Annotated in this window: 13 protein-coding genes and 1 pseudogene; 7 read left to right on the top strand and 7 right to left on the bottom strand. The window is 65.3% G+C overall.

The window, feature by feature from the left end; all coding sequences use genetic code 11:
• Positions 1 to 29: 29 nt before the first annotated feature.
• The gene (gene fdxA, locus MSIMFI_RS13515) at positions 30 to 356 is read right to left on the bottom strand and encodes a ferredoxin (RefSeq protein ID WP_186242277.1); all 327 of its coding nucleotides are present in this window, start codon (positions 354 to 356) and stop codon (positions 30 to 32) included.
• A gap of 257 nt (positions 357 to 613) precedes the next feature.
• On the opposite strand from fdxA, the gene MSIMFI_RS13510 reads away from it, so the two are divergent.
• The 4 genes from MSIMFI_RS13510 (at position 614) to MSIMFI_RS13495 (ending at position 4,044) form a co-directional block, all read left to right on the top strand.
• Positions 614 to 2,650: an NADPH-dependent 2,4-dienoyl-CoA reductase gene (locus MSIMFI_RS13510; protein WP_191497576.1), complete on the top strand. Its 2,037-nt coding sequence runs from the start codon at positions 614 to 616 to the stop codon at positions 2,648 to 2,650.
• A 202-nt stretch (positions 2,651 to 2,852) separates the two neighbouring features.
• Positions 2,853 to 3,185 (top strand): hemophore-related protein, encoded by a 333-nt coding sequence (locus MSIMFI_RS13505; protein WP_186245659.1) that lies wholly within the window; start codon positions 2,853 to 2,855, stop codon positions 3,183 to 3,185.
• A gap of 197 nt (positions 3,186 to 3,382) precedes the next feature.
• Positions 3,383 to 3,631, top strand: coding sequence for a FitA-like ribbon-helix-helix domain-containing protein (locus tag MSIMFI_RS13500; protein ID WP_186242275.1), 249 nt, complete (start codon positions 3,383 to 3,385; stop codon positions 3,629 to 3,631).
• On the top strand, positions 3,628 to 4,044 hold the full coding sequence (locus MSIMFI_RS13495) for a type II toxin-antitoxin system VapC family toxin (RefSeq protein ID WP_191497575.1): 417 nt from the start codon (positions 3,628 to 3,630) through the stop codon (positions 4,042 to 4,044). Before MSIMFI_RS13500 ends, MSIMFI_RS13495 begins: the two co-directional genes overlap by 4 nt.
• Before the next feature lie 61 nt (positions 4,045 to 4,105).
• On the opposite strand, the gene MSIMFI_RS13490 is transcribed toward MSIMFI_RS13495, so the two are convergent.
• Complete coding sequence (locus MSIMFI_RS13490) at positions 4,106 to 6,712, bottom strand: bifunctional FO biosynthesis protein CofGH (RefSeq protein ID WP_191498181.1); 2,607 nt, start codon at positions 6,710 to 6,712, stop codon at positions 4,106 to 4,108.
• Between the two features lie 147 nt (positions 6,713 to 6,859).
• Between MSIMFI_RS13490 and MSIMFI_RS13485 the strand changes: the two genes are divergently transcribed.
• Entirely contained in the window at positions 6,860 to 7,735 is an 876-nt protein-coding gene (locus tag MSIMFI_RS13485; RefSeq protein WP_191497574.1) for a PE family protein, read from the top strand.
• 3 nt (positions 7,736 to 7,738) lie between these two features.
• On the opposite strand, the gene MSIMFI_RS13480 is transcribed toward MSIMFI_RS13485, so the two are convergent.
• On the bottom strand, positions 7,739 to 8,200 hold the full coding sequence (locus MSIMFI_RS13480) for a hypothetical protein (protein WP_191497573.1): 462 nt from the start codon (positions 8,198 to 8,200) through the stop codon (positions 7,739 to 7,741).
• 68 nt (positions 8,201 to 8,268) lie between these two features.
• Positions 8,269 to 9,177 carry an N-acetyl-1-D-myo-inositol-2-amino-2-deoxy-alpha-D-glucopyranoside deacetylase gene (mshB, locus tag MSIMFI_RS13475; protein WP_191497572.1) on the bottom strand — a complete coding sequence of 303 codons (909 nt, stop codon included), beginning with the start codon at positions 9,175 to 9,177 and terminating at the stop codon, positions 8,269 to 8,271.
• Positions 9,178 to 9,342: 165 nt separating this feature from the next.
• On the opposite strand from mshB, the pseudogene MSIMFI_RS13470 reads away from it, so the two are divergent.
• Both MSIMFI_RS13470 and MSIMFI_RS13465 read left to right on the top strand, forming a co-directional pair.
• Positions 9,343 to 9,465, top strand: a pseudogene (locus MSIMFI_RS13470) (PPE domain-containing protein); the annotation flags it as partial.
• An 86-nt stretch (positions 9,466 to 9,551) separates the two neighbouring features.
• Positions 9,552 to 10,166: a TetR/AcrR family transcriptional regulator gene (locus MSIMFI_RS13465; protein ID WP_186242269.1), complete on the top strand. Its 615-nt coding sequence runs from the start codon at positions 9,552 to 9,554 to the stop codon at positions 10,164 to 10,166.
• A 7-nt stretch (positions 10,167 to 10,173) separates the two neighbouring features.
• Here the strand turns inward: MSIMFI_RS13465 and MSIMFI_RS13460 are convergent, their stop codons facing one another.
• From MSIMFI_RS13460 to typA, 3 genes are all read right to left on the bottom strand, one after another.
• On the bottom strand, positions 10,174 to 11,751 hold the full coding sequence (locus MSIMFI_RS13460; RefSeq protein ID WP_191497571.1) for a PE family protein: 1,578 nt from the start codon (positions 11,749 to 11,751) through the stop codon (positions 10,174 to 10,176).
• Positions 11,752 to 11,987: 236 nt separating this feature from the next.
• Positions 11,988 to 13,898, bottom strand: coding sequence for an ABC transporter family substrate-binding protein (locus tag MSIMFI_RS13455; RefSeq protein ID WP_191497570.1), 1,911 nt, complete (start codon positions 13,896 to 13,898; stop codon positions 11,988 to 11,990).
• A 92-nt stretch (positions 13,899 to 13,990) separates the two neighbouring features.
• Positions 13,991 to 15,877, bottom strand: a complete 1,887-nt coding sequence (typA, locus tag MSIMFI_RS13450; protein WP_191497569.1) for a translational GTPase TypA — start codon at positions 15,875 to 15,877, stop codon at positions 13,991 to 13,993.
• Between the last annotated feature and the right edge of the window lie 65 nt (positions 15,878 to 15,942).

The raw sequence follows: 15,942 nt of genomic DNA, 5'->3' as shown, positions 1-15,942 counted from the left end.
CCGGCGCAGCCGGGGACCAAGCGGCTCGCTCAGTCGTCTTCGCCCTGCGGCGGCAGATCCTTGACCACTTGCGGGTCGTTCTCGGTCATCCCGACCTTTGCCGCGCCGCCCGGCGATCCCAGCTCATCGAAGAAGTCGGCGTTGATCTGCGTGTACTGGCTCCATTGGTCAGGCACATCGTCTTCGTAATAGATCGCTTCGACGGGACACACCGGTTCGCAGGCACCGCAGTCAACGCACTCGTCGGGGTGGATATAGAGCATCCGGGCACCCTCGTAGATGCAGTCGACCGGGCATTCCTCAATGCATGCCTTGTCCTTTATGTCGACACAAGGTTCGGCGATCACGTACGTCACGGACATCTCCTCAACGTGTCCTCCAGGTACTGCTCAATGTGGGCTGCTGCTGTGTCACCCGAGGGCCTCCCGGCAACACCTTCGGTTACTGATACTAGACGTTGCACATATACCTCAACCAATTGGCACGCCCGTCAGCGTGCCCGGTCTGTATGCACTTATATGCATAGTGACGCCGGGTGCCATTTATGCTGCTCGGGCGCCTTCCCCGATCCATCGGGACTCGACGAGGTGGCTCAAGCGCTTCCGGAGGACCAATGACAGGCCCGTACCCCAACTTACTTTCACCGCTAGACCTCGGGTTCACCACGCTACGCAACCGCGTGGTCATGGGTTCGATGCACACCGGACTGGAGGACCGAGCCCGCCATATCGATCGGCTCGCCGCATACTTCGCCGAACGCGCCCGCGGCGGTGTCGGCCTGATCGTCACGGGCGGCTACGCACCCAACCGCACCGGTTGGCTGCTGCCATTCGCGTCCCAGTTGATCTCCTCCGCGGAAGCCCGCCGCCATCGTCGCATCACCACCGCAGTCCACGACGCAGGCGCCAAGATCCTGTTACAGATCCTGCACGCGGGACGCTATGCCTACCATCCGCTTTCGGTCAGCGCGTCGTCAATCAAGGCGCCGATCAACCCATTTCGCCCGCGGGCACTGTCGGGGCGTGGCATCGAAGCGACCATCGCCGATTTCGTCCGCTGCGCGCAGCTGGCCCGAGAGGCTGGGTATGACGGTGTCGAAATCATGGGCAGCGAAGGGTATTTGCTCAACCAGTTCCTGGTGCCGCGCACCAATAAGCGCACCGACGCCTGGGGCGGCACAGCCGCCAACCGCCGCCGTTTCCCGGTCGAGATCGTGCGCCGTACCCGCGCCGCCGTCGGATCCGATTTCATCATCTGTTACCGGATGTCGATGGCCGACTATGTCGAGGACGGCCAGACCTGGGACGAAATTGTCGCGCTCGCAACCGAAGTGGAGGCCGCGGGCGCAACCATCATCAACTCCGGCTTCGGATGGCACGAGGCGAGGGTGCCGACGATCGTCACCTCGGTGCCCAACAGCGCGTTCGTCGACATCTCCCACGCCGTCGCCGAACGCGTCAGCATCCCGGTGGTCGCGTCCAACCGGATCAACATGCCGCAGGCCGCCGAACAGATCTTGGCCGACACCCAGGTACGGCTGATATCGATGGCTCGGCCACTGCTGAGCGACCCGGAGTGGGTGCTCAAAACGCAGTCCGACCGTGCTCAAGAGATCAACACCTGCATCGCCTGCAATCAGGCCTGCCTGGACCACGCCTTCGCCAAGAAGCTGGTGTCGTGTCTACTCAACCCGCGGGCCGGACACGAAACGACGCTGGTGCTGTCGCCGACACGGCGTGCCCGCAAGGTTGCCGTGGTCGGAGCCGGCCCGGCCGGACTGGCCGTCGCGGTCAACGCCGCCCAGCGGGGCCACCACGTCACACTGTTCGAAGCCAACGACTTCATCGGCGGCCAGTTCGACATGGCCCGCCGCATACCCGGCAAAGAGGAATTCAGCGAAGCCATCCGATACTTCGCCACGATGCTGGACAAGCACGGCGTCGTGGTGCGACTGGGCACTCGGGTTACCGCGGACGAATTGACCGGCGACGACTCGGATTTCGACGACGTAGTACTGGCCACCGGTGTGGCGCCGCGCATTCCGGCGATTCCCGGCATCGACCACCCCATGGTGCTGACCTACGCCGAGGCCATCACCGGCGTCAAGCCGGTGGGAAAGGCCGTGGCCGTCGTGGGCGCCGGAGGCATCGGATTCGACGTCAGCGAACTGCTGGTGACCGAGCATTCGCCGACCCTGAACCTTAAGGAATGGAAGGCCGAGTGGGGTGCGGTCGATCCGCAGGAGGCTCGCGGCGCGTTGACCACTCCCCTGCCGGCGCCGGCCGCCCGGGAGGTGTACCTGTTGCAGCGCACCAAGGGTCCGCAGGGTAAGCGACTGGGCAAGACCAGTGGATGGGTACATCGCGCGTCATTGAAGGCGAAAGGCGTCCACCAGCTGTCCGGGGTGAATTACGAGCGGATCAGCGACGAGGGCCTGAGCATCAGCTTCGGCTCGGACCGCCAGCAGCCACGGCTGCTGGCGGTGGACAACGTGGTGGTGTGCGCCGGTCAGGAACCGGTGCGTGATCTGGTGACCGAACTGCGGCGCAATGGCATCGAGCCGTACATCATCGGCGGTGCGGCGCTGGCGGCCGAGTTGGACGCCAAGCGCGCAATCCAGCAGGGCACCGAGCTGGCGGCCCGGCTGTAGGGCGTATTTCACTCAACGCGAAACACCGCGAATTGTGCCGTTGACCTGCAGATAGTTATGGCTGGGGGTCGTCGCGCGATAAGCAGCTTGATATGAGCAAGCCCGGGGGGCCTGGTACCCTCAATCGGAGACGGCAACCGCTGGGCAGATGTCGTCGCCGTCTTTTTGGCGGTGCATTAGTTGGGGAAGGTGTCCACAAATGGTGAAGCTGTCGTTGTCTGCACTCAGCGCCGGTATCGGCGCTCTGGCATTGTCGCTGGGTGTTGGTGCTGGGGTCGCGTCTGCGGACCCCCTAGACGTGGCGATCAATACCACCTGCAACTACGGGCAGATCATGGCAGCGCTCAACGCGCAGGATCCAGGGGCTGCCGCGCAGTTCAATGCATCACCGGTCGCACAGAACTGGCTGCACTCGTTCCTGGCCGCGCCTCCGCCACGTCGCCAGCAGATGGCCGCGCAGCTGCAGGCCATGCCAGGTGCCGCGCAGTACGTGGGACTTGTCGAGTCTGTCGCCGCATCCTGTAACAACTACTGAGCAGCTCAGTAGGAGCTTAGGCCGGGCGCACCCGGCCTAAGCTTCGCGCTTTGTTATCGGGCAACTCTCCGCGTGTTTCAACATCTAGCTGGCGCGGTGCTGCAGGGGTCGTTTCTGCGACGCAGGCAGCGGTGTCGTCACACTACACCAGCTTGTAACGATCCAGCTAGATAGCGATATCGAGATATCATTGCAAGATGGCGCAGATACTCATCCGGCAACTCGATGACGACACGAAGAGCAAACTGCAACGCCTGGCCCGTCAGCACGGTCGCAGCACGGAGGAGGAAGTGCGCGAAATCTTGCGGAACGCCGTCCGCAATGTCGACGATCCGCCGCGGCGGCTAGGTTCGCGTATCGCTGCGCGCTTCAAAGGCGTTGGGCTCAAGGAGGACATTCCCGAGTTGCGGGGACAGTCTGTCCAACCCGCGCGGTTCGAATCATGATCCTGCTGGATACGAACGTGCTCTCCGCATTGATGCGGGACGTCCCCGATCCGGCCGTGGTGGAATGGCTCGACAACCAACCAGCCGAATCCATTTGGACGACTTCGATAACAGTTTTCGAAGTACGTTTGGGCATTGACCTTTTGGAGCCAGGACGCCGGCGCAAACAGCTCAACGCCAGCTTTTCTCAACTCCTAGCCGAGGACCTCAACGATCGCGTGCAGCCTTTCGACCAGATGGCGGCACTCGCCGCCGGGATCATTGCGGCAGGCCATCAGCGCGTAGGGCGGTTTGTGGAGATTCGTGATGTTCAGATCGCAGGTATCGCGAATTCCCGGCATGCAACTGTGGCTACACGCAATACTCGCCATTTCGAAGGAACGGGCGTCGAGCTGGTCAATCCATGGAACTGACCGTGACCGCCGAGCACACGGGCGAGCACCAGACTTCGCGAAGGTGCGCAAAATGCCGGGCCTAACGGCGTGTCCCCGCACAGACACGCACGCTCGCGGCGGAATAAGTAGTGGTGCGCTGGCGTGCGGGCCGGCCGATGCCCGCCGCGATCGCGACCAGTTCGGCGACGGTCTTCGCTGACCCGTATTCGGAACCGGCCATCCGCGAGATGGTTTCCTCCATCAGCGTGCCGCCCAGGTCGTTGGCGCCGCCGTTGAGCATCACCTGGGTGCGCTCGACACCCAGCTTCACCCAGCTGGTCTGGATGTGGGAGATGCGCCCGTGCAACATGATCCGTGCAAGAGCATGCACGGCACGATTGTCGCGATGGCTCGGCCCCGGCCGAGCCGCCCCCGCCAGATACAACGGCGAATTCTGGTGCACGAACGGCAGCGGCACGAACTCGGTGAATCCGCCGGTGCGATCCTGAATGTCGCGCAGCACATTGAGGTGGGCGACCCAGTGGCGAGGGCTGTCGACATGGCCGTACATCATCGTCGATGACGACCGCAGGCCCACTTCATGTGCGGTGGTGACGATTTCGATCCACAGCGACGTCGGCAACTTGCCCTTGGTGAGCACCCAACGCACCTCGTCGTCAAGGATTTCCGCGGCGGTGCCGGGGATGGTGCCCAGCCCGGCCTCGCGCAGGCTGATCAGCCACTCGCGAATGCTCAGCCCACTCTTGGTGACGCCGTTGGCAATCTCCATCGGGGAGAACGCGTGCACATGCATCGACGGCACCCGGGTCTTGACGGCCCGCACCAGCTCGGCGTAGCCGGTCACCGGCAGCTCTGGGTCGATCCCGCCCTGCATGCACACCTCGGTGGCACCGGCGACGTGGGCCTCCCACGCGCGTTCGGCAACCTCTTCGGTGGACAGTGAATACGCGTCTGCGTCGCCCTTGCGCTGGGCGAACGCGCAGAACCGGCAGCCGGTGTAACAGATGTTGGTGAAATTGATGTTGCGGTTCACCACGAAGGTGACGTCGTCGCCGACGACATCGCGGCGCAGCGAATCCGCGAGCGCGGCAACCGCTTCCAGCGCAGGCCCGTCGGCGGTCGCCAGCGCCAGATATTCGTCGTCGGTGCAGCCGGCTGGGGCTCGTTCGGCCGAACTTAGCGCCGCGAGCACATCGGTGTCGATGCGTTCGGGAGCGCTGACCGCCAACTCGTGCACCCGCGTCCGGATCGACTCCCAGTCACCGAAGGCACTGTCCAGATCGCTGCGGGCCTCGGTGCTGCGGCCCTCGGTGTCGATCGCAGCATTGAGGTCGACCCGGCCGAAGGACGCCACATCGTCGGGCTCCTGCCACGGCATCCCCACCGGGTTGACGTCGCGGGCAAAACCGGTCGCCGGATCGGCAAGCGCCACAACATGTCCCCGCACCCGCGGGTCGATCCACGCCGCGCCCGCCTGCACGTATTTCGGTTGCGCGGTCAACCGCTGCACCAGCTCGTAGCCGGCCTCCGCGGTGACGGCGGCCAGCTCATCCAAAGTGGGCCAGGGCCTTTCGGGGTTGACATGGTCGGGCGTCAGTGGTGAGACGCCACCCCAGTCGTCGACACCGGCGGCCACCAAAGCCAGACATTCGTCACGCGACACCAGGTTCGGGGGCGCCTGAATGCGCATCCCCGGGCCGAGCACCAGCCGCGCAACCGCCACCGTGGCCAGGTAGTCCTCGATGCCGGCATCGGGGACGTCGGCCATCGCGGTGTGTTCCTTGGCCCGGAAGTTCTGCACGATCACTTCTTGGATGTGTCCGAACTCCTTGTGCGACTTGCGAATCGCGTGCAACGTGTCAGCGCGCTCGGCCAGCGTCTCGCCGATGCCGACCAGCAGACCGGTGGTGAACGGAATGGACAGCCGCCCGGCGTCGGTCAGCGCGCGCAGCCGCACCGCCGGGTCTTTGTCCGGGCTGCCGTAGTGCGCGAGCCCTTTGGTTTCGAACAGCCGCCGTGACGTCGTCTCCAACATCATGCCCATCGAGGGGGCCACCGGTTTGAGCCGCGACATCTCCGACCAGCTCATCACGCCGGGGTTCAGGTGCGGCAACAGCCCGGTTTCCTCCAGCACCCGGATGGCCATTGCACGCACGTAGGACAGCGTCGAGTCGTAGCCCCGTTCGGCGAGCCATTGGCGCGCCTCAGGCCAGCGATCTTCGGGACGATCGCCAAGCGTGAATAGCGCTTCCTTACAACCTAGTTCACGTCCTCGGCGGGCGGCATCGAGAATCTCGTCGGGCTCCATATACATGCCGGCGCCTTGGGCACGCAGCTTGCCCGGCACTGTGACGAATGTGCAGTAGTGGCAATTGTCGCGGCACAGATGGGTGACCGGGATGAATACCTTGCGCGAATAACTGATCGGCAGCCGACCACCCGCGCCGTAGCGTCCCGCCGACTTCAACCCCGCATCACGCACCCGCGCCGCACTCGCACACAGGTCAGCCAGGTCGTCGCCGCGCGCGGTCATCGCGACCGCCGCCTCCTCGACGTTGAGCACCACACCGTCTCGAGCCCGCCGCAGCACTCGGCGCAGCGCCGAAGTATTCGGCTTGGGCGGGACGACGGGGCTAGGCAAAGCGGTGGGCTCTCGGCCCGGAGGCTCTGGTGGCCCAGATCTCACTGGCACGTTGGTGTAACTTCCCCGCGATCTGGTTTCATCCCTGGTGCCATATCCGCAACAGTAGCGCCAGGCTGCGAGCAAGACGCGATCGACCGTCCTGCGCCAGTAACGGGCACGTACGAAGGCCGATCGCGATACGATCACGGGATGTCGTTCATGTTCGCCGCACCGGAGGCGCTGGCCGCCGCGGCTTCGGACATTGCCGGCATCGGTTCGAACATCAGTGCCGCCAATGCCGCGGCGTCGCTCCCTACAACTGGAGTCCTGGCATCGGCCGCCGATGCTGTTTCGACGCAGGTCGCCGCCCTTTTGTCCGCACATGGCCAGGGCTACCAGCAGATCAGCGCGCAGCTGTCCACGTTCCACGACCAGATTGTGACGGCGCTGAACGCGGGAGCGAACTCGTATGCATCCGCCGAGAGCAGCGCCGCGAACACCTTGGCCGTTGCGATGAAGTCCCCAGCCGCGGAGCTGCTCGGCCAGCTGCCGCTAACCGAGAACGGCATCGTGGCCAGTGCTTCGAATGCCGTCGCACGGGTTGAGAGTGCCGTCGCCGGCGTCCTAGGGCCCAGCGCGCTGGCGCTCACTCCCACCGGGGGGCTCGGCGCCTTGGCAGCCTCGAGCGGGTTGCTGGGGCCCTTAGGTGGCGCGACAACCGGCGCGGCGGCGGCACCGGCGGCTGTCATACCGGTGTCATGGGCCACCGCCATCGAGAACTTCTACATCACCTACGAGCCGTGGGTGCAGTACGGCTTCAACCTCGCCGCATGGGCGGCCGGTTGGCTGCCCTGGATCGGCATCCTGGCGCCGCAGATCAATATCTTCTACTACGCGTTCGAGCCGTTGGTGCAGAGCGTCCTGTTCAACTCGCTCGACTGGCTGAGCGGACAGATCGCGTTCAGCCAAGGGCTCAGCAACGTCTGGTCGGCCACGACGCAGTCGATCAACAACTTCCTCTATTACGAGTACCAGTGGATACGCGGCTTCTTACCGCCGTTCCCGCCTTTTGGCTCCGTGGTCTAGCGATCAGTCGTGGACTCTGCGCCGCCACAGCACCCACGCTGGCGGCCCAACCCCTAACACGATGAGGATCAGAGCCCCGTACGCCATCAGGCCCTGGCCGCCCAGGATCACATCGTCACCGGGACCCCCCAGGCTCATCGCCGCCACCGTGAGCAGCCACGTCCACAACGGCAACGCGGCCACCCTCGGCGAGCGAGTCCACCGCCCGGCGGCCCACACCAGGGCCGCATTGACCAATCCACTGATCAAAGCGCTGACCGGAAATGGAACCGAGCCGATATAGGAAGGCAGCAGCAGCGCACCGGCTAGTGCAGATAAAAGTCCGTCGACGGCCAATATCGCCAGGATGACGAACCGAATTGCGGGATCTGTCGCGCTGGCCTCTTCGCTCGGCAGCGCGCGCGGTTTGGTTGCGGTCAGGTCGGGACGCTGTCGATCTGAGAGAGTATCGAGCCGAGAACCCACTGCAGACTGTCCAGTCGGTCTTGCCAGTGCTGCAGGTTGGGGTCCAGGTCGGGGTCCATACGGACAGCCTATGCGCCAGAGTCAGCGAAGCCCAGACCGGCGAGCAGATCCGTTTCCCAGCCACGCTCATCACGATCGCCCGCGGAACCGGCGACAAGAATGTAGTGTTCCTGCGCCAGGATGGGCAGCGCCAGATTGTTCGACAGGGCGCACGCCCGGCCGGTCGGTCCCACGACGACCTGGGTGGCATGCGCGGCGAGGGCGGCGACCTTGGCGGCGTGTGTGTTCGCGTCGGTTTCGATGATGGCGTCGATGTCGTCGTCGGCGTACGCGAACGGGATCTCTTCTGGCGGCAGCATCCACTCGGGTCGCAAATCTTCGGGCACCAGCGCGCGCACGCCCGAAACTATTGCGTTCGCCGCTAAAACCGTCCAGTAGAACTTCGGCACCATCCACGGCTCGCCCGGGAGGTCGCCGGCCGCTGCTCGAGAACCGGCTTGAGCCACCGCGGCCGTGGTGACGGTGTGGGTGTGCACGTGGTCGGGATGGCCGTAGCCGCCGTTGGGGTCGTAGGTCACGACCACATGCGGCCGCAGCTCGCGAATGATCGCGACCAGCGCTCCCACGGCTTCCCGTTCGTCGGCGTCGACGAACCTGCGCCGGCTGCGTCGCTCGGTGCCGGCCATGCCGGAGTCGCGCCAACGGCCGGCGCCGCCCAAGTAGATGGGGCCGCTGACCCCTAGCGCATGCAATGCCGCGGTGAGCTCGCCGATGCGGTAGCCGCCGAGTTGATCGGCGTGATCGACCGCGAGCTGGGCCCAACGGTCACCGATGACCTCACCTTCCTCGCCCAGCGTGCACGTGACGACATGGACCTGTGCGCCGCGAGCGGTGTAGTGGGCGATGGTGGCGCCATTGCTGAGGCTCTCGTCGTCGGGGTGGGCATGCACGAATAGCAGCCGCGGCGTCTCAGACATGGACGCACCCTACCCGCCGGCCGGACGGCGCCGGAAAACTCGCTCGTTGTAGACGCTGGCCGCTATGCTCAGACTTGTTAGTGAACGTATACGTCTATAATATTCCCTAAGGAAGTGGTACGCAATGGATTTCGCCGCACTGCCACCAGAGATCGGACCGCAACCGCGGCCTACGAGACGGCGTTTGCGATGACCGTGCCGCCACCGGTAATCGCCGCCAAGCGGGCCTTGTTGACGACCTTGGTAGCCACTAACTTTCTGGGCCAGAACACCCCGGTGATCGCGGCATGGCTTGGCCGCCTTGGCCGGACGCGCGGTCGGCGCCGTTGTGTCCGTTCGCAACAAATAGGAACGCGACTGACTACTATTGAACGATGGCCCAGCTCTCCCAATCCATATCGAATGCCAGCCGAAGTCGCCGCCGGGGTGAGGTGCTCGAACGTGCGCTCTACGCGGCGACCCTGGCCGAATTGGCTGCGGTCGGGTATGGCGGTCTGACGATGGAAGGGATCGCCGCGCGCGCCCAAACCGGCAAAGCCGCCTTGTACCGGCGCTGGGCGAGCAAGCACGACCTGGTGCAGGCCGCTCTACATCATGCGGTCCCGCAGCTGCCCGGACCGCGGCCCAACCGGTCGGCCCGAGAGAACCTGCTGGCCGTGTTCACTGCCCATCGTGATGTACTGGCCGGCAAGACCGACTTTCCTGGCCTGGACATTGTCAGTCAGCTGCTGCACGAGCCCGAGCTGCGCGCCATCTTCGCCGACGCAGTGGTGGGCCCACGTTTGAAGATCGTCGAGTCGATCCTGCAAGCCGCCGTCCGCGAAGGCGACATCGACCCGGCTACCCTCACGTCGTTGTCGGCGCGAATCGGACCCGCTTTGATCAACCAGCACTTCATGCTCACCGGGTCACCGCCGAACCGCCGGGAGCTGGCGCTGATCGTCGACACCGTTATACCGCCGAGAACTCGTGCAGCACAAAGTAATTGAGCAGCGCTCAGTTGGTGGTCTCGCCCTCGCCGCCGCCGGGACCCTCGCCGGGGCCTTCGCCGGGGCCCTCCGGGATCTCGGGCGGGACGCTGGGGACATCGGTTGAGCCACCGCCCATGACGAGGCCGACCAGCTGAGCGTCGAGCATGAATTTCTGTTGTACGGCTCCCAAAACACCGCCGATCTCTCCGCTGCTGAAGACTTGCCCTTCCTCGCCGGCAATAAGGCTGACAGTGAATTCCTCCGGCGTCGGCGCACCCAAGACGACGTTGACGAACTGTTCTCCGGTACCGATCACCAGGTTGCCGAGGTTAAAGCCGCGGTTGATCACGCCGTTGAGGGCCGTATTGGTCCCGAAGAGGCCCTGCTGCAATGCCATCTCGTTGGCGACCAAAGCTTGGTTGAAGGCGAGCTCATTGCTGATCAGGTTGGCGTTAAAGCCGACCAGACCCTGCGCTAGCTGCTCCACAAAACCGGCGGGCGCGCCCAGCATCGCCTGGACGGGCGCATTCACACCCAACGCCACCAGCACCGGCGACGCCGCGCCTCCGGCCAGTCCCAGCAGGTTGGCGTTGAGCATGAACGTATGCATTATCGCGCCCGCAAAGCCGCCGAGCTGAGTACCGCCTTCGGCGGAACCACCGATGGACAAGCTGGCGTTGAAGCTAGCCGGGACTTGCGCACCGAAGACGATGTTCACGAATTGCTCACCAGTACCGACTAGCGAGTTTACGATGCCAAAACCGTTGTTGATCACCCCATTAAGCGCGTTATCGGTGCCAAAAACGGCCTGTTGCAACGCCATCTCGTTGGCAACCAAAGACTGATTGAAGGCCAGCTCAGCATCGACCAGATTGGTGTTAAAGCCAATCTCTGCTTGCTCGATTTGCTGTAATACGCCGCTCGAGGAGCCCGTCAGCACCGCCTGAATGGGCCCAGGAACCATGCTCTGGAACAGAACCGAAAGGCCCGGAATTCCGCCACTGAAACTGGTCTGCAAGGCTGCGCCGAACGCCGGCAGCCCACCATTCAAACTGCCCGCTAGCGTCCCTCCGGTCTGGGCCAGCTGCGTCAACGCCGCACCGAATGGGCCGGGCACGACAGACAGCCCACCGCTGAAGCTGCCCGAAACGGCCGCATTCAGCTGGGCACCCAACCCGGACAGCGCAGCGTTGAAGCTGCCGGCCAGCGACTCACCGGTCTGCACCAACCCGGTGCCGAAAATGGCCTGCTGCAACGCCATCCCGTTGGCCGCCAAGGACTGATTGATGGCCAGCTCACCGCTCGCCAGAATCGCCTGCACATTCGCGCCCTCCGCGCCCGCATACGCAGCCGCGCTCGCATTCAGGGCCCGGACGAACTCGTCATGAAAGCGAGCCACCTGCGCGCTGACCGCCTGATATGCCTGCCCGTGGGACCCGAACAGTGCCGCGATGGCCGCCGATACCTCGTCGAGGCCCGCTGGGATCACGCTGCTCGTCGCCGACGCGGCCGCGGTGCTAGCCGCACCTATCGTCGAACCAATACTTACCAAATCCGTTGCCGCCGTTGCCAAAACTTGCGGCTCTGCAAACAAAAAGGACACCCAGACCTCCCCACACCACCAGCTGCGAAATCATTTGCTGGCATCCCGGCCCGATCGGGTGCACCCCCAAGGCGGAGCGTATCGCGATTCGTGGGCCGCCTCGGCGGTTTCGCCACAATCCGTTGATAACGATTCGTCGCAAGGGGGGGACCAGTCGGCCACGCGGTGCGCACCTGGCGCCCACCGGCGGCGAGCAGTCGTTAACCAAATACGTTATACAGCAAGCAAATCCCGTCTTATGACCCGGTCTTGACCCATTGGCCGGCGTCGCCGACGATGCCAACCGGAACCGCCCCGGACAGGCTGACGTTCTGTACGCTCGGGCCCGCCGCGACGATCGTGGTGTCCTGCAGGATCGGTAAGACCGTCGACATGTTCCACAGCCGTGGCTCGACGGCCGTGATCACGTCATTGATGTTCTTGCTGCCGTTGAGGGCCGCGTCGATGTTGGCCTGGATGCTGCGATCACAGATCCCAGTGAGATTCGACGGCGCTTGCACGAGCGCGCCCGGGTCTGGTGGCCGGCTAGGTTGGGTTGATACCGGGGCCGGCGTCGTCGGTTGTGTCGGCGCCGAAGACGAACCAGCTGGACCAGACAGTGATGTGGTCGGCGTACCGGTGGTCGGCACCGTCGTCGCCTGCAATGCGTGGCAGCCGTACCGAGACGCCAGCGATGTCGCCAGGTTTCCGCCGGCCTGGTGCCAGCCCACGAGGGCGTCGACGCGGTGGTCGTTCAATGCGCCGCCATACAGCGTCACCGGATCCAGCGCCAATACGCTCGCGGCGATCCCCACGTTGCGCAACTGGTCGGCGGCGGTGTTGGCGACGGCCACCGAGGTCGGGTCGTTGGCGGCCACGCCGATCACCAGGGAGAGCTGTTTGCCGTCCTTGCTGATCCGGCCCCGGATGACCTCGGGCGGCCCGGTACTGACCGGCGTGGTCGTCGAATCGGGTCCCGGCGGCACCGGCGAGGCCGACGTGTTGCTCTCGATCTGGTATCCCGCCGCGGCAAGCAGGCTCAGCGCAGCCGTGGTTCCGATGGCCGGCGGCGCCGTCGGCACATACCCGGGGTCGCTCGGCGAACGAATCTGCGCCTGGTCCAAGGTGACGGTGTTGTCGCTGCCGGCGCCGACCGCGGCGAGCAGGTCAACATCGAGCAATCCCAAGATCGCCTTGCGGACCTGCGCGTCGGCCAGCTTTGGCTCGTTTGCCCGCAGCGTGAGCTGCATGACCCGCGGTGTCACGATCCGCGCGGTCCGTACGTCGGGGATCGCCGACAGCTGGGCGAAGGCTGCCGAGCCGCCATGCACCTGGGCCACCTGGGTATCGCCGTTGCGCACGGAATCGGCCAGCGCGGCGGGCGCCCCGGCGCGCCGGAATTGGATGAGACCCGGCTTGGCGGGCGGCCCCCAGTAGCGGTCATTGCGGGCGATCAGGATCTCATCGCGCTGCGGGTCAATGGTCTCCACTCGGAACTGACCACCGGTGACCGGCAGCGCCCGGGCCAGCCCGGCCGCGAAACCACCCGGCGCGTCCTTGACGATGTGGGCCGGCAGGATGTTGCTGAACAACTCCCGCCACGCCGGATACGGCTGCGAGAAGGTGACGACAGCCTGCTTGCCGCCCTCCAGCGACTGCACGGAGGTGATCAGGTCATAGCCGGCCGGATCAACCACCCCCGGCTGACTGACCATCTGCCGCCACAGGTACCAGAAGTCGTCGGCGGCGATCGGTGCGTTGTCGGTCCACTGCGCCTCGGGCCGGATCTTGTACGTGACGGTGAACGGCTTTTCGCTCGTCACGTCCGCGGACACCAGCAGGGTCGGGTCCATCTCCCAGCGCGAACCCGTCGGCGAGTTCGGATCGGGCACCGGGCGAAACGCGCTAGGTAATACCAGCGCGCTGATGGCCGCGTTCACCGGCGACAGATCGGAAAGCAGGTGCGGGTTGAACCCCGCGCCGATCGAATCGATCCCCATGATGATCTGGGTAGGGTGCGGCGGTGGTGGCGGTGTGGTGTGCGGTGTATCGGTGCTTTGCGGGGCGGGCGGCGGACTGACCGTGCACGCCGATAACGCCAGTCCCACCAGCGCGATCAGCACGCCGACCGTCATACAGACGCGGCGGACTGGGCTCGGCACGCCCATCAGGTTATCGAGACGACCGGCGAGCGTAACGGGGCTGCGAAATTCCTGGCCGGATTTCGCAGTGACGTTACGCTCGCGCGGCTTGGACACCCCTAACCCCGGGCCTTGGCGCGGGCCCGGCTGCGGGCTCGTGAGGTGGCGTCCAGTTCGACCTTGCGGACCCGCACGATCTCGGGGGTTACCTCGACGCATTCGTCGGGCGCGCAGAACTCCATGGCTCGCTCCAGGTCGAGCTCCAGGGGCTTGGCCAGCGTCTCGATGACATCTGCGGTCGACGACCGCATGTTGGTCAGCTTCTTCTCGCGGGTGACGTTGATGTCGAGATCCTCCGGACGCGGGTTGATCCCGACGACCATGCCCTCGTAGGTGTCCTGTCCGGGTTCGACGAAGAACTGGCCTCGATCGGCGAGTTGGAGCAGCGCGAACGGCGTGATGGTGCCGGACCGGTCCGATACCAGAGACCCGGTGTGCCGGGCCCGGATCTCCCCCGCCCACGGCCGATAGCCGTCGAACACGGCGTTGGCGATGCCGGTGCCGCGAGTAAGCGTGAGGAAGTCGGTGCGGAAGCCGATCAGTCCGCGGCTGGGGACGATGAAATCCATCCGGACCCAGCCGGCGGCATGGTTGGTCATCTCCTCCATGCGGCCCTTGCGGCCGGCCATCAATTGGGTGATCGCCCCGACGAATTCCTCGGGACAGTCGATCGTCATCGCCTCGAACGGCTCGTGCAGCTGACCGTCGATAGTCTTGGTGACCACCTGCGGCTTGCCGACCGTGAGCTCGAACCCTTCCCGGCGCATCGTCTCGACCAGCACCGCCAGCGCCAGCTCGCCACGGCCCTGCACCTCCCACGCGTCCGGCCGGCCAATGTCGACGACCCGGATCGAGACGTTGCCGACCAACTCGGTGTCCAGGCGGCTGCGGACCATGCGTGCGGTCAGCTTGTGCCCGGACACCTTGCCGGCCAACGGCGAGGTGTTGGTGCCGATCGTCACCGAGATGGCGGGCTCGTCGACGGTGATGCGCGGCAGCGCATGCGCATGGTCGGGATCGGCCAGCGTGTCGCCGATCATGATCTCGGGAATGCCCGCGACCGCGACGATGTCGCCGGCGCCAGCCTCGTCGGTGGCACTGCGCTGCACGCCCTCGGTGGCGAGCAGCTCGGTGATCTTGGCGCTGGTGATCACGGGCACCCCGTCCACCTCGCGCATCCACGCCACCTGTTGGCCTTTGCGCAGTTTGCCGTTATAGATGCGCACCAGGGCGAGCCGGCCCAGGAACGCCGACGCGTCGAGGTTGGTGACCAGCGCCTGCAGCGGCGCCTCGGGGTCGCCTTGCGGCGCCGGCACGTGTTGTTCGAGAACCTGGAACAGCGGGTCCAGGTTGGTGCCGTCGGGAGCCTGGCCGTCTTCTGGCTGGATGGTGCTCGCGATGCCCGCACGCCCGGACGCGTACAGCGTCGGCAGGCCCAGTGCGTGCTCGGCGGCTCTGGCGGCTTCGTCGTCGAGGTCGCTGGCGACGTCGAGCAACAGGTCGTGGCTGGCCTCCACGACCTCGGCGATGCGGGCGTCGGGCCGGTCCGTCTTGTTGACGACGAGGATCACCGGCAGATGAGCGCTCAGCGCCTTGCGCAGCACGAACCGCGTCTGCGGTAACGGGCCCTCGGACGCGTCCACCAGCAGCAACACCCCATCCACCATCGACAGGCCGCGCTCCACCTCGCCGCCGAAATCGGCGTGCCCGGGAGTGTCGATGACATTGATCACCGTCACGGTCCCGTCCGGGTTCTGGCGGTGCACGGCGGTGTTCTTGGCCAGGATCGTGATGCCCTTTTCCCGTTCCAGGTCACCGGTGTCCATGACGCGTTCCTGCACTTCACCGCGTTCGTGCAGGGCACCCGATTGCCGCAGCATCGCATCGACCAGGGTGGTTTTGCCGTGGTCGACGTGGGCGACGATGGCGACATTGCGGAATGGCACGTCGGTGATTGTGGCAGGTATTTGTTGCCGCGCACCAATAGCGAACCGAGCAGCTCAGTCGAGTG

It is taken from the genome of Mycobacterium simulans (genome assembly GCF_900232995.1).
GTDB classification, from domain to species: domain Bacteria; phylum Actinomycetota; class Actinomycetes; order Mycobacteriales; family Mycobacteriaceae; genus Mycobacterium; species Mycobacterium simulans.
The sequence above is the reverse complement of the archived record's forward strand: the minus strand, read 5'-3'. Positions and strand labels throughout refer to the sequence as shown.